This is a genomic window from Antribacter soli, assembly GCF_021568775.1.
GTDB classification, from domain to species: Bacteria; Actinomycetota; Actinomycetes; order Actinomycetales; family Cellulomonadaceae; genus Antribacter; species Antribacter soli.
In genome coordinates this window covers 21,307-46,950 of sequence record NZ_JAKGSG010000058.1, presented here as the reverse complement: position 1 = coordinate 46,950, position 25,644 = coordinate 21,307, and the positions used below count along the sequence as shown (strand labels likewise).

Genomic DNA, 25,644 nt, shown 5'->3' with positions numbered 1-25,644 from the left:
GCTCTCGGACTCGTTGCCATGAATGTCGGTGGCTGGCCGTAGGGTCCCCGGGTGCCGACACCGCAGGACCGAACCACCACCGTGAGCACGAGCGAGCCGAGAGGAGGACGCATGATGACCGACGAGCGCGACACCCGCGACCGCCACCTGCCGGTCCTCCTCCAGCGCTGCGTCGACCTCCTCGCGCCGGCCTTCGCCGAGCCCGGCGCGGTCCTGGTGGACTGCACGCTCGGCATGGGCGGCCACACCGAGGCCGTCCTGGCGCAGCTCCCGAACGCCCGCGTCGTCGGCATCGACCGCGACCCGCAGGCGCTGCGCCTCGCCGGCGCACGGCTGGAGCGGTTCGGCGGCCGGTTCACGCCGGTGCACGCCGTGTACGACGAGATCGGCGAGGTCGTGGCCGAGCACGCCCCTGGCGGCGTGCAGGGCGTCCTCATGGACCTTGGCGTCAGCTCGCTCCAGCTCGACGAGACGGAGCGGGGCTTCGCGTACGCGCAGGACGCGCCGCTCGACATGCGCATGGACCCGACACGCGGGCTCACGGCGGCGGACGTGCTCAACACGTACGACGAGCGCGACCTGACGCGGATCCTGCGCGTGTACGGCGAGGAGCGGTTCGCGCCGAAGATCGCGCGAGCGATCGTGCGGCGGCGAGCGCAGCGGCCCTGGGAGCGTAGCGGCGACCTGGTCGACCTCCTGCGCGCAACGATCCCGGCTGCCACCCGCAAGACGGGCGGCCACCCGGGCAAGCGGACGTTCCAGGCGCTGCGCATCGAGGTGAACAGCGAGCTGCAGGCACTGGAGCGCGCGGTCCCGGCCGCGATCGACGTCCTGGCGGTGGGGGGCCGGATCGTCGTCGAGTCGTACCACTCGCTCGAGGACCGGATCGTCAAGCGCGAGATCACGCGGGGCATCACGTCGTCCGCGCCCGCGGGCCTGCCGGTCGAGCCCGAGACGCACAAGCCGTACCTGGAGGCCCTGACCCGGGGCGCCGAGGAGGCGGACGCGGAGGAGCTGGAGCGCAACCCGCGCTCGGCGTCGGTCCGGCTGCGGGCGGCCCGGCGCATCCGCCCCACCCCCGACCACATGAGGACCACGACGAAGGAGGACCGACGATGAGCGCAGAGCGCACCCGCCCGCTCGCCCCGGCGCGTCGTGAGCACGAGGGCCCGGCCGAGCAGCGGCGCCGCCGCACACCGCTGACCGCGATCACCGGTGGTGCGGCCTACCGCCGCGGCCGGTTCGACGCCGTGCGCGCGCCCCTCCACTCGACCTCGGGTGTGCCGTTCCTCGTCCTGTGCGCGACGATCCTGCTCGGCGCGCTGCTCGCCGTGCTCGTGCTGAACACGACGCTCGCCCGCGGCTCGTACGAGATGTCGCAGCTCCAGCGCGACGTGGGCCGCACCGCACAGGACGTGCAGGGTCTGCAGGAGGGCGTCCGCCAGGCGGAGGCCCAGCTCGACGACAAGGCCCGGCGCCTGGGCATGGTCCCGGCGGAGAACCCGACGATGATCAGCGTCCTCACCGGGCAGGTGGTGACGGGGGCCACCCCATGACCCGTCCGACGCCGGAGCGCGCCTCGCGCGGTCGTGCCACCCCCTCGGGGGGGCGGCAGGGCGGTACCCCGCGCGGGGGTGAGCCGCGCTCCGGGGCACCGCGCGCGGGCGGTTCCTCGGGCAAGCCGGCTCCCGGTGGTGGCCGTACCGGCACGCCACGTTCGGGCGCGCCGCGCGCGGACGCCCCGCGCTCCGGCGCGGCGCCCCGGTCCGGCGGCACTCCCCGCTCCGGCGCGCCCGCGCCCCGTTCCGCCGCCCCGGCGCCCCGCTCGGGCGCGCCCGCCCCCCGTTCCGGCGCCCCGGCGCGGCAGTCCGGCGCCCCCGCGCGGGATGCGGCCAAGCCGGTCCGGTCGCCCCGGGGAGCGGCACCCGCCGCCCGGACGGGCACCGCCAAGGCGACGGGTGCACCCGGGGCGGGCGACCGGCGTCGGGCAGCGGGCGCCAAGGCCGGAGCCGGAAAGGCCACCCGGACCGGAGCGAACCGGACCACCCGCACCGCCACCGCGCTGCAGGCGCCGCCGCGCCGCTCCGCGCCGTCGCGCCGGCGTGTCGCGCGCCCGGCGCCGCGGCGCCGTCCGGGCAACCCCGAGCTGCGGCAGCGCTGGCTCGTCGGGCTGGCGGCGATCGTGGTGCTCATCTTTGTCGTGCGGCTGGTGCAGGTGCAGGTGATCGACGGCCCGGGCCTGGCCCAGGACGCGCAGGACGCGCGCCTGCTGACGTCCGTGACGCCCGCGCACCGCGGCGACATCACTGACGCCGACGGCGTGGTGCTCGCGACGTCGGTGGACCGGTACACGGTGGTCGCAGACCAGGCGTCGATCCAGGAGTTCGACGGCGGCAGCCGCGTCGACGCCGAGGGGCTGCCGGTGGAGGACGGGGCGCTGGGGATCGCGCAGCTCCTGGCGCCGGTCCTCGGGACGGAGAAGGCGGTGCTCGCCGCCGAGCTCACCGGCGACAGGGGATACGTGGTGCTCGCGCGGGACGTGGTGCCGGAGGTGCAGCGCGCCATCGCCGATCTGTCGATCCGCGCGTACGTCCGCACGGACCTGACGTCGAAGCGGACCTATCCGTCGGGGTCGGTGGGCGGCACGGTCGTGGGGTTCGTGAACTCGGACCAGGTGGGCCAGGGCGGCGTGGAGGGGGCGTACGACGACCTGCTGGCCGGCACGGCCGGCTCGGTGACGTTCGAGCGCAGCCGCGACGGCCTGAACATCCCGACGGGTGAGCAGCAGTCCGTCCCGGCGGTTCCCGGTCAGGACGTGCGCCTCACGCTGGTGCACGACGTGCAGTGGAAGGCGCAGGACGCGATCGACGCGGCAGTGAGCTCGACGGGCGCGGAGTACGGCATGGTCCTGGTCCAGGACGTGCGCACGGGCGAGCTGCTGGCGCTCGCGGACTCCGGTGCGGCCGACCCGAACGACCGGTCCACCGCGGCCGTCGCGGACGGGTCGCGGGCAGTGTCGGTCGTGTTCGAGCCGGGCTCGACCGGCAAGGTCATCACGATGGCGGCCGCCCTCGAGACGGGTGCCTGGACGCCTGACAGCCAGTTCACGGTGCCGTTCACGTACACGACGCCCAACGGGCAGACCTTCCACGACTCGCACGAGCACCCCACGGAGCGCCTGACCCTGACGGGCGTGCTGGCGCAGTCGTCCAACACGGGCACCGTGCAGGTCGGGGAGAAGATCCCGGTCCAGGTGCGGTACGACTACCTGCGCAAGTTCGGGTTCGGCGAGCGGACGGGGCTCGGCCTGCCGGGCGAGTCGCCCGGCATCATCGTGGACAGCGCGGACGCGTGGGACGGGCGTACGCGGTACGCGGTCCTGTTCGGGCAGGGTGTCTCGGTCAGCGCGATGCAGGCAACGTCGGTGTTCTCCACCATCGCGAACGGCGGCGTGCGGACGACGCCCTCGCTGCTCGCGGGCTCGGTGGCCGACGACGGCGCGTTCACCCCGGCGGACCGGCCGGCGGGGGAGCGGGTCATCTCCGAGAAGACCGCCGACACCGTGATGCAGATGCTGGAGTCCGTGGTCGACGAGGGCACCGGTAACGCGGCGAGCATCCCGGGCTACCGGGTCGCCGGCAAGACCGGTACGGCCCAGATGTGGGTCAGCTCGTCGGCCTACACGTATATGTCGTCGTTCATCGGGGTCGCCCCGGCCGACGACCCGCGCTACACGGTGTCGGTGTTCCTCAAGTCGCCGCACAGCTCGATCTACGGCGGCGACATCGCGGCTCCGGTCTTCAAGGACGTCATGGGCTTCACGCTGCAGAAGATGGACGTCCCGCCGTCGCGCGAGCCGTACGTGGCCCTGCCGACGACCTGGTGAGGCGACGCCGCTGAGCGGTGCAGGTGGTCAGGCCAGCGGCCGGTCTCGTCTGGATCCCGCCGGCGTCGCCGCCAGGATCGCCTCGATCGCGAACGCCGTGGAGTCCGCGAGGTCCACGGCGGCGGGGTCGAGCAGCCACTGCACCTGCAGGCCGTCCATGGCGCCGATGACGGCGCTCGCCGCTCGGTCGAGGACGTGCGCCTCTACCGCTGAGCCGGCGCCCCCGGGCGGCAGCCCGAGGGCCTCGGCACCGTGCCGCCGCCCGCGGTCTGCACGGTCCGGAGGCCCTCGCCGATCAGATCAGCTCGCGCCTCAGGTCAGTACGCGGCGACGTACAGCAGCCGGTTCGGCGAGCTGGTCCCCGGGCTCGTGACGCGCCCGGTGGTCGAGTTGTTCACGAGGGCGTCCCGGACCTGGGCCGGGGTGTAGGTCGGGTGGGCAGCGAGCACGAGCGCCGCGGCGCCGGCGACGTGCGGGGTGGCCATCGAGGTGCCCGAGATGGTGTTCGTCGCGGTCGTCGAGGTGTACCAGGCGGACTTGATCGACGAGCCGGGGGCGAAGATGTCGAGGCACGAGCCGTAGTTCGAGTACGACGCACGGGCGTCGGTGCTCGTCGTGGCGCCGACCGTGATCGCGGCGGTCGTGCTGGCGGGCGACTTGGTGCAGGCGTTGGTGTTCTCGTTGCCCGCGGCGACGGCGAAGACGACGCCGTCGGCGATCGCGGCGGCGACCGCGTTGTTGATGGACGACGAGAAGCCGCCGCCGAGCGACATGTTGGCGACGGCCTTCTGGCCGGCGAGGTGGTTCGACGTCACCCAGTTGATGCCGTTGATCACGCCGGCGGTGGTGCCCGAGCCGGCGCAGTCCAGGACGCGGACGCCGACGAGCGTGACGCTCTTGGCGACGCCGTAGGTGGTGCCCCCGACGGTTCCGGCGACGTGCGTGCCGTGACCGTTGCAGTCGGTCGCGTTGGAGTCGTTGCTGACGAAGTCGTAGCCGTGGATCGCCCGGCCGCCGAAGTCCGAGTGGGTCGTGAGGATGCCCGTGTCGATGATGTAGGCCTTCACGCCCGAGCCCGAGTTCGGGTAGGTGTAGCTGCTGTTCAGCGGCAGGGCGCGCTGGTCGATGCGGTCCAGGCCCCACGACGGGGTCGGTGCCTGGGTGGCCGAGATGGTCACCTCGGCGTTCTGCTCGACCAGGGCCACCGCCGGGTCGGCGGCCAGCTGCTTGGCCTGCTGCTCCGACATGGTGACCTCGAAGCCACGCAGCGCGTCGCCCCAGGTCTGCTCGACCTGGCCGCCGAACTTCCGCACGAGGCCGTCCGCCTTGCCCTTGACCTCGGCCTTGCTCACGGCCGAGGCCTGCAGGACGACGATGTACGAGCCCTCGACGGCCTCCGGCGCACCCGCGCCGGCGATGACGCCGTCGGGCTGCGCAGCGGCGGCCGCGGGGGCGGCGACGAGCGGGGTGAGGAGCAGCGCGAGGCCGGCCATGGCGGCGGACCCACGGCGGAGCGTGATGCGGTTCGTCAACTCTTCTCCTTCGGAAGCGCCCGGGACGTGGGGCCTGACCTGGACAAGCCCTGCCACGGACGGTGTTTCCGAAAGTTTATTTGGACAAAAATTTCATATGGGTTAAACCGTGCATATGACTTTTTCATACTCTCGCCTTATGGAACCGGGGCGCCCGAACACCTTCGTGCAGCAAACAGCGAGGGCCGCCGACCGGGCACAAGCCCGGCCGACGGCCCCCGCAGTCTGTGAAAGAGGTCAGAGCGCGCCGACGTACAGCAGGACGTTCGGCGAGTTGCGGCCTGGGTTCGTGACGACGCCGGCCGTGGCGGTGCTCACGAGCGTGTCCCGGACCTGGGCAGGCGTGTAGCCGGGGTGGGCGGCGAGCACGAGGGCGGCGGCGCCGGCGACGTGCGGGGTGGCCATCGAGGTGCCCGAGATGGTGTTCGTCGCGGTCGTCGACGTGTACCAGGCGGACGTGATGGACGAGCCCGGCGCGAAGATGTCGACGCACGTCCCGAAGTTCGAGTACGACGCGCGGGCGTCGGTGCTCGTCGTGGCGCCCACGGTGATGGCCGTCGGAGTGCTGGCCGGGGAGAAGCGGCACGCGTCGCGGTTGTCGTTGCCCGCAGCCACCGCGAAGGTCACGCCGTCCGCGATCGCCGCGGCGACCGCGTCGTTCACGGCCGCAGAGGTGCCGCCGCCGAGCGACATGTTGGCGACGGCCGCCTCGCCGGCGGCGTGGTCGGACGCGACCCAGTTGATGCCGGCGACGACCCCGGCCCAGGTGCCGGAGCCGGCGCAGTCGAGGACGCGGACGCCGACGAGGCTGACGCCCTTGGCGACGCCGTAGGAGGACCCGCCGACGGTGCCGGCGACGTGCGTGCCGTGGCCGTTGCAGTCGGTGGCGTTGGAGTCGTTGTCGACGAAGTCGTAGCCGGAGACCGCGCGACCGCCGAAGTCGGTGTGGGTGGTGAGGATGCCCGTGTCGACGATGTAGGCGGTGACGCCTGACCCGGTGTTCGGGTAGGTGTAGCTGCTGTTCAGCGGCAGGGCGCGCTGGTCGATGCGGTCCAGGCCCCACGACGGGGTCGGTGCCTGGGTGGCGGCGATCGAGACGGTGGCGTTCTGCTCCACGTAGGCGACGGCAGGGTCGGCGGCGAGCTTCTTCGCCTGGCCCGCGGAGAGCTCGACCTCGAAGCCCTTCACGCCGGCGGACCACGTCTGCGCGACGTCGCCGCCGAACTTCGCGGCGAGGCCGGCGGCCGTGCTCTTCACGCCGGCCGTGGACACGGTGGGGTCCTTGAGGACCACGATGTACGAGCCCGCGATCGCATTGGGGGCGGCGGCGCCCAGGATCGTGGCCTCGGGCTCCGCGGCCGTCGCGGGAGCGACGGCGAGCGGGGCGAGGAGCGCGGCGGCGCCGGCCAGGGCGGCGGACGCGCGACGGAGCATGGTGCGGTTCGGCAACTCTTCCTCCTTCAGGGAGAGCGGCCCGGGAGGGCTTCTGAGCAGCACAGATGCCGCCCACGGGCGGGATTGTGGGCAGTCTATGAGGGCGAAAATTTCCTCCGGGTTACGGCGACCATATGAACTTTCCATACCGGCGCGGTATGCCCGGGGTGCCCGACGCCGGTGGATCCCCCCGTGCGCGAGGTGACCCACCGGCGTCGGGCAGCCGTCAGAGCGTCAGGGTCCAGGTGTTGATGTAGCCCACGTCGCCGGAGGCGGCGTCCTGGACGCGGAGCTTCCAGGCGCCGTTGCGGGTCTCGCTCGAGAGGTTGACCGTGAACGTCTGGTCGATGTTGTCGGCGCTGCCGCCGCTGCGGTTGAGGAGCGTGTAGGCGGAGCCGTCGGGAGCGATCAGGCTCACGACGAGGTCACCCCGGTAGGTGTGGACCGCGTTGACGTAGACCGTGCTGGTCGACGAGGCGGTGCCGGTGCAGCCCGACAGGGTGATCGGCGACTCCACAGTGGCGTTGTCGGCGATCGTGAAGTCGGTCGCGTTGGTGCCGGTGCACGACGGTGTGCCGCCGCCACCGCCACCCAGGTTCAGCGCCCAGGCCGTGATGGTGCCTGTGTCACCCGAGGCGGCGTCCTGGACGCGGAGCTTCCAGGTGCCGTTCGCGGTCTCGCTCGAGAGGTTGACCGTGAACGTCTGGTCGACGTTGTCGGCGCTGCCGCCGCTGCGGTTGAGCAGCGTGTAGACGGTGCTGTCGGGCGCCACCAGGCTGACGACCAGGTCGCCCCGGTAGGTGTGCGTGATGTCCACGTCGACGGTGGCCGTCGAGGACGCGGTGCCGGCGCAGCCGGAGATCGTGATCGGCGACTCCACGGTGGAGTTGTCGGCGATCGCGTAGTCGGTGCCGTTGGTCTGGCTGCAGCCTGGCGCCCCGTTGACCGTGAGGCTGTACGACGTGGTGTTCGTCGTGACCGAGCCGGCGCCCGTGATCGTGATCGGGGCGGTGCCGACCGCTGCCGAGGCCGTCGCCGTCAGGGTGAGCGTCGACGTGCCGCCCGAGGTGACCGTCGCGGGGGAGAACGACGCCGTGACGCCGGCGGGCAGGCCCGAGGCGGACAGCGCGACGGACTGGGCCGCGCCCGCGGTCGTGGCGGTCGTGACCGTGGTCGTGACGGAGGCGCCGGGGTTCACCGCGCCCGAGGCCGGCGACACCGTGATCGAGAAGTCCTGCGTGGGCGGCGTGATGCTGCCGACGTAGAGCAGCCGGTTCGGCGAGCCGGTGCCGGGGCTGGTGACCAGGCCGGACGTCCCGTCGGCGACGAGCTTGTCGCGGACCTGCTGCGGCGTGTACGCCGGGAACGCGCTCAGGACGAGCGCCGCCGCTCCGGCGACGTGCGGGCTGGCCATCGAGGTGCCCGAGATGGTGTTCGTCGCGGACGTCGAGGTGTACCAGGCCGACGTGATGTCCGAGCCGGGCGCGAAGATGTCGAGGCAGGTGCCGTAGTTCGAGTACGACGCCTTGGCGTCGGTGCTCGTCGTGGCGCCCACGGTGATCGCCGTCGGCGTGCTGGCCGGCGACTTCGTGCAGGCGTCGGTGGTCTCGTTGCCGCCTGCGACGGCGTACACGACGCCGTCGGCGATCGATGCCGCCACGGCCGCGTTGACCGCCGTGTCCGACGGTCCGCCGAGGCTCATGTTGGCGACGGCCCGCTCACCCGCGTCGTGGTCGGCGGTGACCCAGTCGATACCGGCGATGACGCCCTCGTAGGTGCCGGAGCCCTCGCAGTCGAGGACGCGGACGCCGACGAGGCTGACGCCCTTGGCCACGCCGTAGGCGGTGCCGCCGACGGTGCCGGCGACGTGCGTGCCGTGGCCGTTGCAGTCGGTGGCGTTGGAGTCGTTGTCGACGAAGTCGTAGCCGGACACGGCGCGACCGCCGAAGTCGGTGTGCGTGGTGAGGATGCCGGTGTCGATGATGTACGCGGTGATGCCTGACCCGTTGTTCGGGTAGGTGTAGCTGTTGTTGGCCGGGAGGTTCCGCTGGTCGATGCGGTCCAGGCCCCACGACGGCGTCGGTGCCTGCGTGGCCGAGGCCGTCAGGACCCGGTTCTGCTCGACGTAGGCGACGGAGGGGTCGGTGGCCAGCTTCTTCGCCTGCCCCTCGGACAGCGTGACGGCGAAGCCCTTGAGCGCCGTGTCGTACGTGCTCGAGACGGCGCCGCCGTACTGCCCGGCCAGCCCGTGGGCCTTACCCTCGACGTCCGCGGCGGGGACGGCGTCCTTGAGGACGACGATGTACGAGTCCTTGACCGATGCGGCCTCGTTCGCGTGCAGGATCTCGCCCGTGGGCGGGGCCGCGGCTGCGGCGGGTGCAACCACTGCGGTGAGTACGACCGCGAGCCCGGCGGCTGTCGCCGACAAGCGTCGGCGGGCGGTTGTGCGCTGACTCAACTGTGCCTCCCAGTAGCAGCGCTCGTGCACGGCACCGTGACCTGTCCCTGACGCCGAGCAGAGCGGATCGATGGATGCTGGGAGTGTATGGGGCGAACAATGACAAACAACAGGAAAAGTTCCAAAAGCGACCCATACGACTTGGTCATATCTCCTGGATATGACCGGCCACGCAGCCTGGCGCGCAGGCAGCCGCACACGCGTCGGAGCGACGGTGATGCCCTTGTGAAGACTGGCGGGCCGCGCGCCGGGCGGCACGGTTCCGGTCCGCGCAGACGGTAGGTTCTACTCCGTGACATCCCCGTTCGACCGGATCCGTCCGGCCGCCGTGACGCCACGCCAGGTCACCGACCTCGCACTGGCCTTCGGGCTGGCCGTCCCGGGTTCCGACGCCACCGTCACCTGCGTCGCTTCCGACAACCGGGTGGTGGCCGACGGCGACCTCTTCGTGGCCCTGCCGGGTACGCGGGCGCACGGTGCACGCTTCGCCGCCGACGCCGTCGCGCGGGGCGCCACCGCGGTGCTCACCGACGCCGAGGGCGCGGCCCTCCTCGCCGGCCCGGCCGGCGACGCCGGCGACGAGTCCCGCGCCGGCGACGAGTCCCGCGCCGCGCCCGGTACCGGCCTCGGGGTCCCCGTGCTCGTCGCGCCGGACCCGCGGTCGATCCTGGGCAGGGTCGCCGCCTGGGTGGTCGGCAACCCCGCGGACCGCCTCATGACCTTCGGCGTCACGGGCACGAACGGCAAGACCACCACCACGTACCAGCTCGCCCACCTGCTGCGGGCGCTGGGCTGGAAGGGCGGCCTGGTCGGCACGGTCGAGACGCGGTCCGGCGACCGCGTGCTCCCGAGCCGCCTCACCACGCCCGAGGCCGCTGACCTGCAGGCGGTCCTCGCCGCGATGCTCGAGGACGAGGTGCGCACGCTCGCGATGGAGGTCTCCTCGCACGCCCTCGCCCAGCACCGTGCGGACGGCATCGTCTTCGGCGTGGCCGGCTTCACCAACCTCAGCCAGGACCACCTCGACTTCCACGGCGACCTCGAGTCGTACTTCGCCACCAAGAAGCAGCTCTTCACGCCCGCCCACGCACGCCGCGGCGTCGTCACCGCCGACGACCCGTGGGGAGTGCGGCTGGCGCAGGAGAGCGAGGTGCCGGTGGCGACGCTGAGCACGACGGGCACCGCCACCACCACGGACGCCGCCGACTGGGTCGTCACCGACGTGGCCCCCTCCGGCACGGGCTCCGCCTTCACGGTCACCCACCGCGACGGTCGCACCCTGCGCACGTCGACGTCGCTCCCGGGCGCCTACAACGTCGCCAACGCGGCCCTCGCCCTGGTCATGGTGCTGGAGGGCGGCGCGGACGTCCGCGACGTCGCCGAGGCGCTCGACGCCTCGGGCGGGCTGGCGGCCACCGTGCCCGGCCGCATGGAGGTCGTCGCCACCAGCCCCCGCGTCGTCGTCGACTTCGCGCACAACACGGAGGCCCTCGCGCTCGCCCTGGACGCGCTGCGCCCGACGACGGCCGGCCGGCTCGCCGTGGTCTTCGGGGCGACGGGCGACCGGGATCCCGGCAAGCGGCCCCTCATGGGCGCGGCGGCGGTCGCGGGCGCCGACGTCGTCTACGTGACGGACGACGACCCGCACGACGAGGACCCGGCGGCCGTGCGCGCCGCCGTCCTCGACGGGGCCCGCGCCGAGCTGGTGCTCGGCGACCGCGACGTGACCCTGCACGAGGTCGCGCCGCGCGAAGAAGCGATCCGCGCCGCGGTACGCGATGCGGCACCCGCGGACACGGTGCTCGTCGCCGGCCGCGGGCACGAGACGATCCAGGAGATCGCCGGGGTGGACCACGCGCTCGACGACCGCGTCGAGGCGCGCGCGGCGCTCGCCGCACGCGGCGACGCGGTCATGGTCCCCGCGCAGGTCACCGGTAAGCAGCACGAGAGGACGACAGCATGATCGAGCTGACGGCGGCGCAGGTCGCCGCCGCGACGGGCGGGCGGCTGCACGCCGACGGGTCGGTCGTGGTGACGGGACCGGTGGTGGTCGACTCGCGCCTGGTCGCGCCGGGCGCCCTCTTCGTGGCGCTGCCCGGGGAGAACGTCGACGGCCACGACTACGCCGCAGGCGCCGTCGCCGCCGGTGCCGCGCTCGTCCTCGCCGCGCGAGAGCTCGACGGCGTGCCCACCGTCGTGGTGGACGACCCCCAGACGGCCCTCGGCGAGCTCGCACGGCACGTCCTCGCAGAGGTCCGCGGGGCCGTGCGCGCCGCCGGCGACGAGCTGCGCGTGGTCGCGGTCACCGGCTCGGTCGGCAAGACGACCACCAAGGACGTCGTCGGCCAGCTCCTCGCGCCGCAGGGCGCGACGGTCGTGCCGCGAGGCTCCTTCAACAACGAGGTCGGGCTCCCGCTGACCGTGCTCGAGGTGACCCCCGCGACGAGGTACCTCGTCCTCGAGATGGGGGCGACCGGCGTCGGGCACCTGGACTACCTGACCCGCATCGCGCCGCCGGAGGTGGGGGTCGTCCTGGCGGTCGGCACCGCGCACCTGGGCGAGTTCGGCGGCGTCGAGGCGATCGCGCAGGCCAAGTCCGAGCTGGTCACCGGCGTGCAGGCGGGCGGTACGGCCGTGCTCAACGCGGACGACCTGCGCGTCTCGGCGATGGCCCCCCTGGCAGGGCCGGACACCACCGTGGTCACGTTCGGCACCATCCCGTCGGCGGACGTGCGGGCCGAGGACGTGACGATCGACCGCTCGGGCCGCGCGTCCTTCACGCTGCGCGTGCGGGCGGGCGTCCTCGGCGCGGCCGGCGACCTCCGGGCTACCGTGACGCTGCGGCTCGTCGGCGAGCACCACGTCACCAACGCGCTCGCGGCGGCGGCCGCAGCCCTGCGCGTCGGGGTCCCGCTCGCGGATGTCGCCGCCCGCCTCGGCGAGGCGACGGCGATCAGCCCGCACCGCATGGCCGTCGTCGAGCGCCCGGACGGCGTCACCGTCATCGACGACTCGTACAACGCCAACCCCGACTCCATGCGGGCGGCGCTCAAGGCGCTCGCGGTGATGGCCGGGCGGGACCGCCGGTCGGTGGCCGTGCTGGGGGAGATGCTCGAGCTGGGCGACGAGAGCCGGACGGCGCACGACGCCGTCGGCCGCCTGGCCGTGCGGCTGAACATCAAGCTGCTCGTCGTCGTCGGCGACGGCGCGTACCACATCCACGAAGGAGCGACCCAGGAGGGATCCTGGGGAGAGGAGACGGTGTTCGTGCCCGACGTCGAGGCCGCCGAGCGGCTCCTGGACGAAGCCCTGCGCCCTGGTGACGTGGTCCTCGTCAAGGCGTCCAACGGCTCCGGCCTGTGGCGCCTCGGTGACCGGCTGGCCGCCGCGGCCGCCGTCGTGCCCGCGACCCCTGCGGAGGCCGCGCAGTGATCGCGATCCTCGTGGGGGCCGGCGTCTCGCTGATCGCCGCCCTGTTCGGCACGCCACTGTTCATCCGGTTCCTGGTGCACAAGAACTACGGCCAGTTCGTCCGCCAGGACGGACCCACCGGTCACTTCACCAAGCGCGGCACCCCGACGATGGGCGGCGTCGTCATCATCGCGGCGACCCTCGTCGGGTACGCGATGTCGATGGTGGTCTCCGGGCGCGTCCCGAGCGTGTCCGCGGTGCTCTGCCTGTTCCTCATGACCGGCCTCGGCCTGGTCGGGTTCCTCGACGACTTCACGAAGATCCGCAGGCAGCGGTCCCTCGGCCTCACGCCCCGCGCGAAGCTCATCGGCCAGGGGGCGGTCGGCATCACGTTCGCCGCGCTCGCGCTGCAGTTCCCCAACGGGAACTCTCGGACGCCCGCCTCGACGAAGATCTCGTTCCTGCGCGACACCGACCTCGACCTCGCGTTCGCGGGCACCACCGTCGGCCTGATCCTCTTCATCCTCTGGGCGAACCTGCTCGTGGCGGCGTGGTCGAACGCGGTGAACCTGACGGACGGGCTCGACGGCCTCGCCACGGGCGTCTCCCTCATCACGTTCGGCGCGTACGTGCTGGTCAGCATCTGGCAGCTCAACCAGTCCTGCCAGCTCATCAGCTCGGCGGGGCCCGGCTGCTACGAGGTGCGCGACCCGGGCGACCTCGCGATCGTGGCCGCCGCCGTGATGGGCGCCTGCTTCGGCTTCCTGTGGTGGAACGCGAACCCCGCAAAGATCTTCATGGGCGACACCGGCGCCCTCGCCCTGGGTGGCGCGCTGGCCGGCCTGTCGATCCTCACCCGTACGGAGATCCTCGCCGCGATCATCGGCGGCCTGTTCGTCATCGTCGTCGCCTCGGACGTCATCCAGATCGGCTTCTTCAAGATGACGCGCAAGCGTGTCTTCAAGATGGCGCCGCTGCACCACCACTTCGAGCTGTCCGGCTGGGGCGAGGTCACGATCGTGATCCGGTTCTGGCTCATCGCGGGTCTGTTCGCCGCCCTCGGCATGGGCATCTTCTACGCGGAGTGGGTCGTCTCGTGATCCTGCCGGACGCTCCGGTCGAGCCCCGGGTCGCCCTGGCGGACGCCCGGGTCGTCCTGGCCGGGCTCGGGGTGACCGGCCGATCGCTCCAGCGGGTGCTCGGCCCGCGCGTCGCGTCGGTCGTGACCGTGGACGACCGCGCGGAGGACGCCGACCACGTCGCCCCCGGCGCGCAGGAGGCCGCCGCGCTGCTCGCGGAGGCCGACCTGCTCGTCGCGTCCCCGGGGTTCGCGCCGCACCACCCGGTCGTCGCCGCCGCGCTCGCTGCGGGCGTGCCCGTGTGGAGCGAGGTCGAGCTGGCGTGGCGCCTGCGGGTCGGTCGTACGCCGGCGCCCGACGGCGGGCAGGGCTCGGGCGCTCCCGGCGAAGGGCGCGGGCCCGCGCCGTGGCTCGCGGTCACCGGCACGAACGGCAAGACCACCACGGTCGAGATGCTCGACTCGATCCTGCGCGCGGCGGGTCTGCGCTCGGCCGCCGTCGGCAACGTCGGCCGTTCCCTGGTGGAGGCCGCCCTCGACCCCGGGCTGGACGTGCTCGCGGTCGAGCTGTCGAGCTTCCAGCTGCACTTCACGCACACGATGTCGGTGGAGGCTGGTGCGGTCCTCAACATCGCACCCGACCACCTCGACTGGCACGGCACCCTCGACGCCTATGCCGCCGACAAGGGCCGCATCTACGAGCGTGCGCAGGTCGCGTGCGTCTACAGCGTGGCCGACGCGCGCACCGAGGAGCTCGTCCGGGAGGCGGACGTCCAGGAGGGGGCGCGGGCGGTCGGCTTCGTCGTCGGCGTCCCCGGACCCGGCGACCTCGGGCTGATCGAGGACGTCCTCGTCGACCGCGCGTTCCACGCCCCGGCCGACGACCCGGACCGGCGCAGCCACGCGGCCGAGCTCGCGACCCTCGCCGACCTGGAGCACCTCGCGGGTCCGGCGGACGAGCCGGACGAGCGAGGCCAGGCCGGCCGGCGGCGCGTCGTCGCCGGGCACGTGGTGGCGGACGCCCTCGCGGCCGCGGCGCTCGCCCGGGCGCACGGCGTGAGCGCCCGCGCGGTCCGCGACGGCCTGCGCGCCTTCCGCCCCGGCGACCACCGCATCCAGCAGGTGCGGGTGCTCGACGGCGTCGCGTACGTCGACGACTCGAAGGCCACCAACGCCCACGCCGCGGCCGCCTCGCTCGCGGCGTACGCCCACGGCACCGTCGTGTGGGTGGCGGGCGGCCTGGCCAAGGGCGCGACGTTCGACGACCTCGTGCGGTCGCGAGCGGACCGGCTGCGCGCGGCCGTGGTCATCGGCGCCGACCCCGGACCGCTCGCCGACACGCTGGCCCGACACGCCCCGCAGGTCCCCGTCGTGGTGGTCGATCCCGGGGACACTGAGTCCGTGATGCGCCGTGCGGTGGACCGTGCGCGCGACCTGGCGCAGCCGGGCGACACCGTGCTCCTGGCCCCCGCCGGTGCGTCGCAGGACCAGTTCCGCTCGTACGCGCACCGCGGCGAGGTGTTCGCCGAGGCGGTCCGCGACCTCGCGTGACCGTGCCGGTCGTGAGGGTGCCGGGCAGGACGGACGGCCGGGGAGGGGCACGCATGGCGGGAACTGGGACGGCGACGCCGCCACGGAGGGCGACCGGGACGTCGTCGGCGACGGACGGCCGCCGCTCCGACCGGATCCCCGTGCGCCGCTCGCCGCGGCCCTGGCTGGGCCAGTGGAACTCGACCGTGACGAGCTACTACCTGCTCGTCGGCGCGACGGGGCTGCTCACGGTCATCGGGCTCGTCATGGTGCTGTCCAGCTCCGCCGTGACGTCCATCGCGGCGGGGGACTCGCCCTACGCGGCGTTCCTGGTCCAGGCGCGGTACGCCCTGATGGGTCTACCGCTCCTCCTCGTCGCCGCGCGGCTGCCGCTGCGCTGGTACAAGCGCCTGGCCTGGCCCGCGCTGCTCGTGGCGGTCGCCCTGCTCGTCGCGGTCATCTTCCTGGGTGAGGAGACGAACGGCCAGACGAACTGGCTCGAGTTCGGCGCGCTGCGCTTCCAGCCCTCCGAGCTGGCCAAGTTCGCCCTCGCCGTGTGGCTCGGCGCCGTGCTGGGCCGCAAGCAGCACCTGCTCGGGAGCTGGGGGCAGGCGCTGCTGCCGGCAGCCCCCGGCGTGCTCGTGGTGCTCGGGCTGGTCATGGCGGGCCGCGACCTCGGCACGGCGCTCGTCATGGGGCTGCTCGTCGCCGGCGCCTTCCTCGTTGCGGGTGCGCCGCTCGGTCTGCTGGGCACGGCCGGCGTGCTCGCGGCCTTCGTCGTGGGGTACTTCTTCATCTTCCTGCAGGACGGCAGCGACCGGATGGAGCGCATCCTCGCGACCTACGGGTCCGAGTGCGACGCCGCGTCGGAGTGCTACCAGTCGCTGCACGGGCTGTTCGGCCTGGGCACGGGCGGGCTGTGGGGCGTCGGCCTCGGCGCCGGCCGTGAGAAGTGGAGCTACCTGCCCGAGGCCCACAACGACTTCATCTTCGCCGTGATCGGCGAGGAGCTCGGCCTGTTCGGCACGCTGCTCGTGCTCGCGCTCTTCGCGCTGCTCGGGCTCGCGATGAGCCGGACGGTCCGCCGCCACCCCGACCCGTTCGTGAAGGTCACGACGACGGCGGTGGCGTGCTGGATCGTGGGACAGGCTTTCGTGAACATCGGCGTGGTGATCGGCGTGCTGCCGGTCATCGGCGTCCCGCTGCCCCTGGTGTCCGCCGGCGGGTCCGCCCTCGTCACGACGATGGCAGCCCTCGGCATGGTGATCTCCTTCGCCCGGACGGAGCCCGGTGCGGCAGAGGCCCTCGCCGCACGCGGTAGCGTCGTGCGCAGGTCCGTGGCGGTCCTGGGCCGGGCGGTGCGCAGGGCCGGCCGTACGCAGGAAGAATCGACGAGAAGGTGACGATGAGCTCAGCAGTGGTGTCGGTGGTGCTCGCTGGAGGCGGCACGGCCGGACACGTGAACCCCCTGCTCGCGGTGGCGGACGAGGTCCGACGCCGGGAGCCCGGCGCGCGCGTCCTCGCGCTCGGCACGACGACCGGTCTCGAGGCCGACCTCGTGCCCGCGCGCGGCTACGAGCTGCGCCCGGTGCCGCGCGTGCCGCTCCCGCGGCGTCCCAGCACCGACCTGCTGAGGCTGCCCGGCAAGCTGCGTGAGGCCGTCCGCGCCGCGGAGGCCGCGATCGACGAGATCGGGGCGCAGGCCGTCGTCGGGTTCGGGGGGTACGTCTCGACGCCTGCCTACCTGGCCGCCCGCCATCGCGGCGTGCCGGTCGTGATCCACGAGCAGAATGCCCGCCCCGGCCTGGCCAACAAGCTCGGCGCCCGCTGGGCAGCGCGCGTGGGCCTCACCTTCCCCGGCACGGAGCTGCGTGGCGGCGTCGTCACCGGCCTGCCGCTGCGCCGCGAGATCGCCGGGCTCGTCGACCGGACCGAGGCGGCGCCACAGCAGGTGCGGGCGGAGGCGGCCGCGCTCCTCGGCCTCGACCCGGCCCTTCCGACCCTCGTCGTGACCGGCGGCTCGTCCGGTGCGCTCTCGCTCAACACGGCGGTCGCGGGGGCGGCCGGCGCCGTCCTGGCGACCGGCGTCCAGGTGCTGCACCTGACCGGGCGCGGCAAGGACGGCGTCGTCCGGGACGCGCTCGGCGCGCTCGAGGCCGCCGGCCAGGACGTGTCCCGCTACCAGGTGCGCGAGTACCTCTCCGAGATGCACCTGGCGTACGCCGTGGCGGACCTCGTGGTGTGCCGCGCAGGTGCCGGCTCGGTCTGCGAGCTGGCGGCGCTCGGCCTCCCGGCCGTGTACGTCCCGCTGCCGATCGGCAACGGGGAGCAGCGGCTCAACGCCGCGCCGCTGGTCGAGGCGGGCGGCGGCCTGATCGTCGACGACGCCGACCTCACGCCGGCGTGGGTGTCCACGTACGTGCCCGCCCTCCTCGCGGACCGCGAACGGCTCGCAATCATGGCGAAGGCCGCTCGCGCCGCCGGCGTGCGCGACGGCGCGGCCCGCGTGGTCGACCTCATCCAGGACGCGGTCGCCGAGGCCGCGCAGGCGGGGGCCCGGGCATGACCGCGCACGGCTCGACGCCCCCGGTGCCGGTCGAGCAGCTCGGCCGGGTGCACATGATCGGGGTGGGGGGCGCCGGGATGTCGGTGATCGCGCGCCTGCTCGCGGCCCGCGGCGTCGCGGTGCAGGGCTCGGACGCGGCCGACTCGGAGACGCTCGCGACGCTGCGCGAGGCGGGCGTGACCGTGTGGGCGGGCCACGACGCGGCGCACGTCGCGGGGGCGGACACCGTGGTCGTGTCGAGCGCCGTGCGGGAGACCAACCCCGAGCTGGCCGCGGCGCGGGCAGCCGGGCTGCGCGTGCTGCACCGCTCGCAGGCGCTGGCGGCGCTCATGCTCGGCACGCGCGGCGTCGCCGTCGCGGGTGCGCACGGCAAGACGACGACGTCGGCGATGATCGCGACGATCCTGCGCGAGGCGGGCGTCGACGCGTCGTACGCGATCGGCAGCTCGGTGCGCACCGCGACCGGCAGCGTGCCCGGCGGCCACCTCGGCGCGGCCGACGTGCTCGTCGCCGAGGCGGACGAGTCGGACGGTTCGTTCCTCAACTACGCGCCCACGATCGCCGTGGTCACCAACGTGGAGCCCGACCACCTCGACCACTGGGGCACCCAGGAGGCGTTCACCGACGCGTTCGTGCAGTTCGCGCGCCGCGTGGTGCCGGGCGGCCGGCTCGTCGCCTGCGCCGACGACCCGGGCTCGGTGTCCGTGGCCGCCACCATCGGCGACACCGGCGGCCAGGTGATCACCTACGGCACCGCCGAGACCGCCCAGGTGCGGGTCAGCCACGTCGTGACGACGGAGACCGGCGCGTCCGCCATGCTGCGCGGAGACCTCCTCGGTCAGGACGCCAGGGACGGCGGGCCCGGCATCGCTCTGCGGCTCTCGGTGCCGGGCGCCCACAACGTGCTCAACGCGACCGCGGCCGTGGTCACGGCCGTGCTGCTCGGCGTCGAGCCCGTAACGGCCGTCGCGGGTGCGGAGGCCTTCCTGGGAACCGGCCGGCGCTTCGAGCTGCGGGGCGAGGCGGGCGGCGTGCGCGTCGTCGACGACTACGGCCACCACCCCACCGAGATCGAGGTCGTGCTGCGCGGCGCCCGGCCCGTCGCGGGTGACGGCCGGATCGTCGTGCTCTTCCAGCCGCACCTGTACTCGCGGACGCGGATCTTCGCCGACCGCTTCGCCGAGGCGCTGTCCCTCGCGGACGAGGTCGTGGTCACGGGCGTCTACCGGGCGCGGGAGGACGTGGACCCCGACGTGTCGTCCCGGACGATCACCGACCTCCTGCCCGGCGCGCGTTCCGTGGAGGACCGGCTCGAGGCCGCGCACGTCGTGGCGGACCTCGCCCGGCCCGGCGACCTCGTGCTCACCGTCGGAGCCGGCGACGTCACCGAGCTGGGACCGGTGATCCTCGCCGACCTCGCCGCCCGCGCGCAGGCCGGGAGCCGCTGATGCGTCCGCCGGCGCGGCCCCGGGTGGCGGGTCCGCCGGCGCGCTCCCGGGAGGCGGAGGACCCTGCCCGGGAGCCCGACGCCGGCCGTTCGCCCCGGGAGGGGGTCTCGGCAGAGCCGCGTGCCTGGTCGCGGACGGCACCGGGCACTGCGGGTGGCGCCTCGCCCGGGACTTCGCCCGGCACCTCGCCCGGGACTTCGCCCGACACCTCGGCTGGGACTTCGCCCGGCGCCACGCCCGGCACAGGGGTGCCGGCGGAGCGCGCTGCGCCGCCCGAGGCGACCCGCCGACGGGACGACGTGGTGCACCCGGGTGCGCGACCGGCGTCGGGCAGCGCGGACCATGGCGAGGCGCGCGGCCACGTGGTGCCGGCCCTGCCCGAGGTGGTGAGCACGCGCATGGCCGACCGCCTCGCCGAGCGCGACGCGGAGCGCGCGGCGATGGCGCGGCACCGGTTCTGGGTGCGGGCCGGCTGGGTGGTGGGCGGCGTGGCCGCCGCGGTCGCGCTCGGGTGGGCCGCCTTCTTCTCCCCGCTGCTCGCGCTGGTCCCCGAGCGGGTCGTCGTGACGGGGGAGGGGAGCACCGTCGACGTCGCCCAGGTACGGGACGTGCTCGACGACGACGCCGGCGTGCCGCTCCCGCGCCTCGACACCGTGGCGATGCGCGAGCGGGTGCTCGCGCTGAACGCCGTCAAGGACGTCCGGATCACCCGCGCGTGGCCTGACGGGCTCGACGTCGTGCTCACCGCGCGCGAGCCCGTGGCCGCCGCGCCCGGCGAGGACGGCTACGCCCTGCTCGACCCCGAGGGCGTGCAGGTGGGCGTCGCGGACCCGGCGCCGGACGGGCTGCCGATCGTGTCCGTGCCCCTCGACGCCGAGCCCGCGACCGGGGCGCTGGCACTTGCCGCAGCCCTGCGCGTGCTCGGCGCGCTGCCGCCCGACCTGTCCTCTCAGGTCGCCGAGGTGAGTGCCGACACGCAGGACGACGTGCAGACGAGGCTTCACGACGGCGCGCTGATCCACTGGGGCAACGGCGACCGCATCGCCCTCAAGGTGCGCGTGGTGCAGGCGCTCCGCGCGGCGGACCCCGGCGCGCGGATCCTCGACGTGTCCTCCCCGGAGCTGCCGATCACGCGGTGAGGGCGCGCCTGGTGGAACCGCGAATCACACTGTTGTGATTCTCGCGTGCACGGGACCGCGACACGCGCGACGATGTCTTCGACACACCGCGTCGGCGCACCTACCGTCAAACCCAGCAGCAACCTGACATAACTCTAACCCTCTACCTCAAGGTGAGGGTTTGCGCGGGCGGGACCGGTCCTGATCGAGCGACCTGATCGAAAGGCAACGACGTGGCAACTCCGCAGAACTACCTGGCAGTGATCAAGGTGGTCGGCATCGGTGGCGGTGGTGTCAACGCCGTGAACCGCATGATCGAGGTCGGCCTCAAGGGTGTCGAGTTCATCGCCATCAACACGGACGCCCAGGCGCTGCTCATGTCGGACGCCGACGTCAAGCTCGACGTCGGCCGCGAGCTCACGCGCGGCCTCGGCGCCGGCGCCGATCCCGAGGTCGGCAAGAAGGCCGCCGAGGACCATGCCGAGGAGATCGAGGACGTGCTCCGCGGGGCCGACATGGTCTTCGTCACGGCGGGCGAGGGCGGCGGCACCGGCACGGGCGGCGCGCCCGTCGTGGCGCGCATCGCACGTTCGCTCGGCGCGCTGACCGTCGGCGTGGTCACGCGCCCCTTCACGTTCGAGGGCCGCCGCCGCGCCGTGCAGGCCGACCAGGGCATCGAGAACCTCCGCAACGAGGTCGACACGCTGATCGTCATCCCCAACGACCGTCTGCTGTCGATGTCCGACCGAAACGTCTCCGCGATCGCCGCGTTCCACTCGGCCGACCAGGTGCTGCACTCCGGCGTCCAGGGCATCACCGACCTCATCACCACGCCCGGCCTGATCAACCTCGACTTCGCCGACGTGAAGTCGGTCATGCAGGGCGCCGGCTCCGCGCTCATGGGCATCGGCTCCGCCCGCGGCGAGGACCGCGCGGTGCAGGCGGCCGAGCTCGCGATCTCGTCGCCGCTGCTCGAGGCGTCGATCGACGGTGCCCACGGCGTGCTGCTGTCCATCCAGGGTGGCTCCGACCTCGGCCTCTTCGAGGTGCACGAGGCCGCGCGGCTGGTCCAGGAGGCCGCGCACCCCGAGGCGAACATCATCTTCGGCACGGTCATCGACGACGCCCTCGGCGACGAGGTGCGGGTCACGGTCATCGCGGCCGGGTTCGACGGCGGCGCGCCCCAGATCCGCAAGGACTCCCGGGCGCTCGGCCAGGTCGCGGGGGCGTCGCGTCCGCCGACCACGCAGATCCCGGCGGTCCGCGACGCGGCGCGCACTGCCGTGCCGCCCGTGCCCGGCCCGGACGGCCGGCCCGGTTCGTACCCGCCCGGGCCCGGCAGCGGCGGCGTCTCGACGCTGCCGCGCGTGATCCCGGCCGAGCCGGACGACGTGCCGGTGAGCCTGGACGAGCCGGCCGTGGTGGTACGCGGCCAGTTCGGCGAGGGCGAGTCGAACCGCGTCGAGGTGCCGCCGCTTTACGAGGAGCGCCGCCCGGTCGTCGAGGACCTCGACGTGCCGGACTTCCTGAAGTAAGCACCGCCGACCACGACATCGGGGCCCCTACCGGGAGCGGTAGGGGCCCCGATGTCGTGGTCGGACCTTGGCGTCCAGGGTCGTGTCAGTGACCACGGTTAGGCTCGCGGGTGTGAACGAGAACCCCACAACCCGGTCAGATGTAGGCCGCGACCTGCGCGTACACCCCGTGGACCTGGGTGAGGGCGTGCGCGCTTTCTTTACCCTCAGCAGCGGCGGGGTCTCGCCCGCGCCGTGGGCGCCCGAGACGGGCGGCGGGTTGAACCTCGGGCTCAACGTGGCCGACGACGAGGCGCGGGTACGCGAGAACCGGGCCCGCGTGAGCGAGCGCCTCGGCGCCCCGGTCGCCTTCGCGAACCAGGTGCACGGCGACGCGGTTCTCGTGCTCGGCGCGGCCGAGCGTGCGGCGTGGGCGGCCACCGAGCCACCCGGATCCGCGGGCGATGCCGACGCGCTGGTGACGGACCAGGCGGGCCTCGGGCTCGGGGTGCTCGTCGCGGACTGCGTCCCGGTGCTGCTGGCGGACCCGGTGGCTGGGGTGGTCGGCGTCGTGCACGCGGGACGCAAGGGGCTCGCCGCGGGAGTGGTGCACCGGGCGCTGGACGCGATGACGGCGCGCGGCGCGGAGCTCAGCCGCGTGCGCGCCGCGGTGGGCCCGGCGGTCTGCGGGCGGTGCTACGAGGTCCCGGAGGCCATGCGCGCCGAGGTGGCCGCGGCGGTGCCGGAGTCGTGGGCGACGACCGACGCGGGGACGCCCGGGCTCGACCTGCCCGCGGGCGTGCTCGCCCAGCTCGCCGCGCGCGGCGTCGAGGCGGTTCACGTGGAGCGCTGCACGCGCACGGACGGTGAACTGTTCTCGCACCGCCGCGCCACCGAGGCGGGCACCACCACCGGGCGCCAGGCGGGTGTCGTCACCTTATTGTCCTGAACTTTGATGTCCTGAACTGCAGAATCACACCTCTGTCATTTCAGCGGGCATGTGGTGAACAAGTTTGGCAAAGTTGGTCACGGCTCGGCGTGTCGCATCCGGATGTCGGATCGCGTCAGGCTACTTTTGTCAAGCCGCCCGGTTCCCCGGGTGACCGAGACCGTGAGTATGACCCTGAGACCGTGGTCCCGAGAGGGGCCGGGCAACGAACGGAGTTGGAGCGATGGCCGGAGCGCTTCGCAAGACCATGCTGTACCTGGGCCTCGCCGACGACCAGGGCGAGCAGGACGAGTACTTCGACGAGTACGACGACGTGGAGGAGAACATGCAGGATCACCGCCACGCTCAGGTCACACCGCTGCACCGCGACGGCGTCCAGCGTGAGGCGCCGCTCAGCACGTCGGAGCTGCGCCGCATCACGACGGTGCACCCGCGCTCGTACAACGACGCGCGGGTCATCGGCGAGGCGTTCCGCGCGGGCACGCCGGTGATCATGAACCTCTCGGACATGAACGACGCCGACGCCAAGCGGCTCGTCGACTTCTCCGCCGGCCTGATCTTCGGCCTGCACGGCTCGATCGAGCGGGTGACCAACAAGGTCTTCCTGCTCTCGCCCGAGCACGTCGAGATCACGGGCGAGGAGAAGGTCGCCGAGAAGCCCGCCGCGCGCGGCGGCTTCTACAACCAGAGCTGACCGACGTCCGGGGCTGCCGCTCTCCGGCCGCGGCCCTGGCTCACGAGGGCGTCCGCCACGGCGGGCGCCCTCGTTGTGTCTCCATGAGGTGTCTCCGTGGCGTGACGGCCGGCACGCGTCGGGTGCCGGGAACCCTTGGCGTTCTCGCGTAGTTTTGTCACCGTGACCTTTATCTGGGGCCTTCTCGATCTCCTCCTCTTCCTGTTCCTCGTCTTCCTGATCGGCCGCCTGGTCTTCGACTGGGTGCAGGTCTTCGCCCGTGACTGGCGCCCGCGCGGCATCCTGCTCGTCGTGGCCGAGGCGATCTACTCGGTGACCGACCCGCCGCTGCGGGCTCTGCGCCGCGTGATCCCGCCGCTGTCGATCGGCCAGGTCCGCATCGACCTGGCGTTCTTCGTCCTGTTCCTGCTGGTCTCGCTCGCCCGGACCTTCGTCTCGGCAGTGCGCTACTGACCAGATGGGTGACCTGCCGGGGGTTTGTGATCAACGTCCTGTGATGAAATCGTGACCGTCGCGGCTCCCGGTGTCCGCATCCGGATGGGTCCGCTACCGTGGGATCTCGACGGCGGACGCGCGGCTGTGCAGCGCCGACGCTTCCGGTCAACCCGTTCCGAAACGCTCCAAGGCATTGAGGTGACACGATGGCACTGCTGACGGCAGAGGACATCCTCAACAAGAAGTTCTCGGCGACAAAGTTCCGCGAGGGCTACGACGTGGAGGAGGTTGACGACTTCCTTGACGAGGTCGTCAGGACGTTGAGCGCGACCCAGGAGGAGAACGAGGGCCTGCGCACCAAGCTCGCTGCCGCCGAGCGCCGCATCGCCGAGCTGTCGCGCGGGGACGTGGTCGGTGCCGCTCCGAGCCAGCCCGCGCGCCCCCAGCCCGCGGTCGCGCCCGTCAAGGCCGGCGGTCCCGAGCCGGAATCGGCCACGGGCATGCTCCAGCTCGCACAGAAGCTGCACGACGACTACGTGCGCTCGGGCCAGGAGGAGGGCGACCGGCTCATTGCCGAGGCCAAGTCCGAGGGCGCCCGGATCGTGCGCGACGCCGAGGAGACCTCGCACCGCACGCTGTCGCAGCTCGAGCAGGAGCGCTCGCTCCTCGAGCGCAAGATCGACGAGCTGCGCCTGTTCGAGCGGGACTACCGCACCCGCCTGAAGAGCTTCCTGCAGAACCTGCTCGGTGACCTCGACGCTCGCGGCTCCGCGCTCCCGCCGCGCTCGAACGCGCAGCCAGGACGGCCTGCGGAGATGGCTCAGGGCATCTGACCCGACCGACGCCGGACCGGACCGGCCGCGCCCTCACCTCGCGGTCAGGTCCGGTCCGGCGCCCGTTTCGCCCGGCCCGCACGACGGCAGGAGCGCCTCCATCGGCGCGTCCCGTTGTGCGGGCCTCCATGTGTGCTTACGCTTCGGGGACTCGACCCGACGTGGCCGGGATTCAGGCCAGGGGACGGGCCAGGAAGAGGGGAACCATGACCAAGCTCTCGACGACCACGCGGGCCGCCTTGAAGCAAGCCTTCCCGAACCTTGCCCGTGACGTGAAGACGTTCCCGGTACGTGACGGCGAAGAGCCGTGGACGCTGCACGAGATGGAAGAGCAGGCGGCGCTGCTCCTCGAGGAGAAGGAGCGTCTCGAGGGCGAGCTCAAGGCGGCGGACCGTGAGCTGAGCGACCTGCTGCGCAACTCTGGCGACGGTGCCGGCGACGATCAGGCGGACTCCGGATCGAGCGCGCTCGAGCGCGAGCAGGAGCTGACGCTGGTCAACAACATGCGCGACCTGCTGGGCCAGACGGCCCACGCGATCGAGCGAATCCGCAACGGCGCCTACGCCACGTGCGAGGTTACGGGGCTGCCCATCGGCAAGGCGCGCCTGCAGGCCTTCCCGCGCGCCACGCTCTCGGTCGAGGCGAAGGCGCGCGAGGAGCGTCGCTGAGGCTGAGCCGCCCGGCTCGGCGCCTCGCTCCGCTCCCGGCGAGGGCCACGTTCGTCGGCCACCGGCCTCCGCCGTGCTTCGCATGCGACT

General features: G+C 73.2%; 20 protein-coding genes and 1 pseudogene. 17 read left to right on the top strand and 4 right to left on the bottom strand.

The genetic code is table 11. The features are described 5' to 3' along the window. Nucleotides 1-111: 111 nt before the first annotated feature. Genes rsmH through L1785_RS20345 form a run of 3 tightly spaced genes read left to right on the top strand, consistent with a single transcriptional unit; the run spans nucleotide 112 to nucleotide 3,886 of the window. Nucleotides 112-1,119: a 16S rRNA (cytosine(1402)-N(4))-methyltransferase RsmH gene (gene rsmH / locus L1785_RS20355; protein WP_236091134.1), complete on the top strand. Its 1,008-nt coding sequence runs from the start codon at nucleotides 112-114 to the stop codon at nucleotides 1,117-1,119. After that, complete coding sequence (gene ftsL / locus L1785_RS20350) at nucleotides 1,116-1,556, top strand: cell division protein FtsL (RefSeq protein WP_236091133.1); 441 nt, start codon at nucleotides 1,116-1,118, stop codon at nucleotides 1,554-1,556. Before rsmH ends, ftsL begins: the two co-directional genes overlap by 4 nt. Then, a complete protein-coding gene (locus tag L1785_RS20345; protein ID WP_236091132.1) occupies nucleotides 1,553-3,886 on the top strand; it encodes a peptidoglycan D,D-transpeptidase FtsI family protein in 2,334 nt (777 codons plus the stop codon). The genes ftsL and L1785_RS20345 overlap by 4 nt, the downstream gene beginning before the upstream one ends. Before the next feature lie 27 nt (nucleotides 3,887-3,913). On the opposite strand, the pseudogene L1785_RS20340 reads toward L1785_RS20345, so the two are convergent. The 4 genes and pseudogenes from L1785_RS20340 to L1785_RS23075 form a co-directional block, all read right to left on the bottom strand. Next, nucleotides 3,914-4,072, bottom strand: a pseudogene (locus L1785_RS20340) (TetR family transcriptional regulator); the annotation flags it as partial. 131 nt (nucleotides 4,073-4,203) lie between these two features. Then, nucleotides 4,204-5,418, bottom strand: a complete 1,215-nt coding sequence (locus L1785_RS20335; protein ID WP_236091131.1) for a S8 family peptidase — start codon at nucleotides 5,416-5,418, stop codon at nucleotides 4,204-4,206. A gap of 237 nt (nucleotides 5,419-5,655) precedes the next feature. Continuing rightward, the gene (locus L1785_RS20330; protein WP_236091130.1) at nucleotides 5,656-6,867 is read right to left on the bottom strand and encodes a S8 family peptidase; all 1,212 of its coding nucleotides are present in this window, start codon (nucleotides 6,865-6,867) and stop codon (nucleotides 5,656-5,658) included. A 211-nt stretch (nucleotides 6,868-7,078) separates the two neighbouring features. Then, nucleotides 7,079-9,310 (bottom strand): S8 family peptidase, encoded by a 2,232-nt coding sequence (locus tag L1785_RS23075; protein ID WP_283250204.1) that lies wholly within the window; start codon nucleotides 9,308-9,310, stop codon nucleotides 7,079-7,081. Between the two features lie 292 nt (nucleotides 9,311-9,602). On the opposite strand from L1785_RS23075, the gene L1785_RS20315 reads away from it, so the two are divergent. The 14 genes from L1785_RS20315 (at nucleotide 9,603) to L1785_RS20250 (ending at nucleotide 25,554) form a co-directional block, all read left to right on the top strand. After that, nucleotides 9,603-11,273 (top strand): UDP-N-acetylmuramoyl-L-alanyl-D-glutamate--2,6-diaminopimelate ligase, encoded by a 1,671-nt coding sequence (locus tag L1785_RS20315; protein ID WP_236091129.1) that lies wholly within the window; start codon nucleotides 9,603-9,605, stop codon nucleotides 11,271-11,273. After that, the gene (locus tag L1785_RS20310; protein ID WP_236091128.1) at nucleotides 11,270-12,742 is read left to right on the top strand and encodes a UDP-N-acetylmuramoyl-tripeptide--D-alanyl-D-alanine ligase; all 1,473 of its coding nucleotides are present in this window, start codon (nucleotides 11,270-11,272) and stop codon (nucleotides 12,740-12,742) included. The genes L1785_RS20315 and L1785_RS20310 overlap by 4 nt, the downstream gene beginning before the upstream one ends. Next, complete coding sequence (gene mraY, locus L1785_RS20305; protein WP_236091127.1) at nucleotides 12,739-13,821, top strand: phospho-N-acetylmuramoyl-pentapeptide-transferase; 1,083 nt, start codon at nucleotides 12,739-12,741, stop codon at nucleotides 13,819-13,821. Before L1785_RS20310 ends, mraY begins: the two co-directional genes overlap by 4 nt. Continuing rightward, on the top strand, nucleotides 13,818-15,350 hold the full coding sequence (gene murD / locus L1785_RS20300; RefSeq protein ID WP_236091126.1) for a UDP-N-acetylmuramoyl-L-alanine--D-glutamate ligase: 1,533 nt from the start codon (nucleotides 13,818-13,820) through the stop codon (nucleotides 15,348-15,350). The genes mraY and murD overlap by 4 nt, the downstream gene beginning before the upstream one ends. Before the next feature lie 53 nt (nucleotides 15,351-15,403). Beyond that, nucleotides 15,404-16,732, top strand: coding sequence for a putative lipid II flippase FtsW (gene ftsW / locus L1785_RS20295; RefSeq protein WP_236091125.1), 1,329 nt, complete (start codon nucleotides 15,404-15,406; stop codon nucleotides 16,730-16,732). Nucleotides 16,733-16,734: 2 nt separating this feature from the next. Further along, nucleotides 16,735-17,895 carry an undecaprenyldiphospho-muramoylpentapeptide beta-N-acetylglucosaminyltransferase gene (gene murG, locus L1785_RS20290; RefSeq protein WP_236091124.1) on the top strand — a complete coding sequence of 387 codons (1,161 nt, stop codon included), beginning with the start codon at nucleotides 16,735-16,737 and terminating at the stop codon, nucleotides 17,893-17,895. Further along, complete coding sequence (gene murC / locus L1785_RS20285) at nucleotides 17,892-19,343, top strand: UDP-N-acetylmuramate--L-alanine ligase (RefSeq protein WP_236091123.1); 1,452 nt, start codon at nucleotides 17,892-17,894, stop codon at nucleotides 19,341-19,343. Before murG ends, murC begins: the two co-directional genes overlap by 4 nt. A gap of 248 nt (nucleotides 19,344-19,591) precedes the next feature. Next, entirely contained in the window at nucleotides 19,592-20,482 is an 891-nt protein-coding gene (locus L1785_RS20280; RefSeq protein ID WP_236091122.1) for a cell division protein FtsQ/DivIB, read from the top strand. A 212-nt stretch (nucleotides 20,483-20,694) separates the two neighbouring features. Further along, a complete protein-coding gene (ftsZ, locus tag L1785_RS20275) occupies nucleotides 20,695-21,996 on the top strand; it encodes a cell division protein FtsZ (RefSeq protein WP_236091121.1) in 1,302 nt (433 codons plus the stop codon). 187 nt (nucleotides 21,997-22,183) lie between these two features. Beyond that, the gene (gene pgeF, locus L1785_RS20270; protein WP_308113393.1) at nucleotides 22,184-22,924 is read left to right on the top strand and encodes a peptidoglycan editing factor PgeF; all 741 of its coding nucleotides are present in this window, start codon (nucleotides 22,184-22,186) and stop codon (nucleotides 22,922-22,924) included. A 223-nt stretch (nucleotides 22,925-23,147) separates the two neighbouring features. Next, complete coding sequence (locus L1785_RS20265) at nucleotides 23,148-23,618, top strand: cell division protein SepF (protein WP_236091120.1); 471 nt, start codon at nucleotides 23,148-23,150, stop codon at nucleotides 23,616-23,618. Between the two features lie 162 nt (nucleotides 23,619-23,780). Continuing rightward, the gene (locus L1785_RS20260) at nucleotides 23,781-24,071 is read left to right on the top strand and encodes a YggT family protein (RefSeq protein WP_236091119.1); all 291 of its coding nucleotides are present in this window, start codon (nucleotides 23,781-23,783) and stop codon (nucleotides 24,069-24,071) included. A gap of 188 nt (nucleotides 24,072-24,259) precedes the next feature. Further along, nucleotides 24,260-24,886 carry a DivIVA domain-containing protein gene (locus L1785_RS20255; protein ID WP_236091118.1) on the top strand — a complete coding sequence of 209 codons (627 nt, stop codon included), beginning with the start codon at nucleotides 24,260-24,262 and terminating at the stop codon, nucleotides 24,884-24,886. A 206-nt stretch (nucleotides 24,887-25,092) separates the two neighbouring features. Next, entirely contained in the window at nucleotides 25,093-25,554 is a 462-nt protein-coding gene (locus L1785_RS20250) for a TraR/DksA family transcriptional regulator (protein ID WP_236091117.1), read from the top strand. The last annotated feature ends 90 nt before the right edge of the window (nucleotides 25,555-25,644 follow it).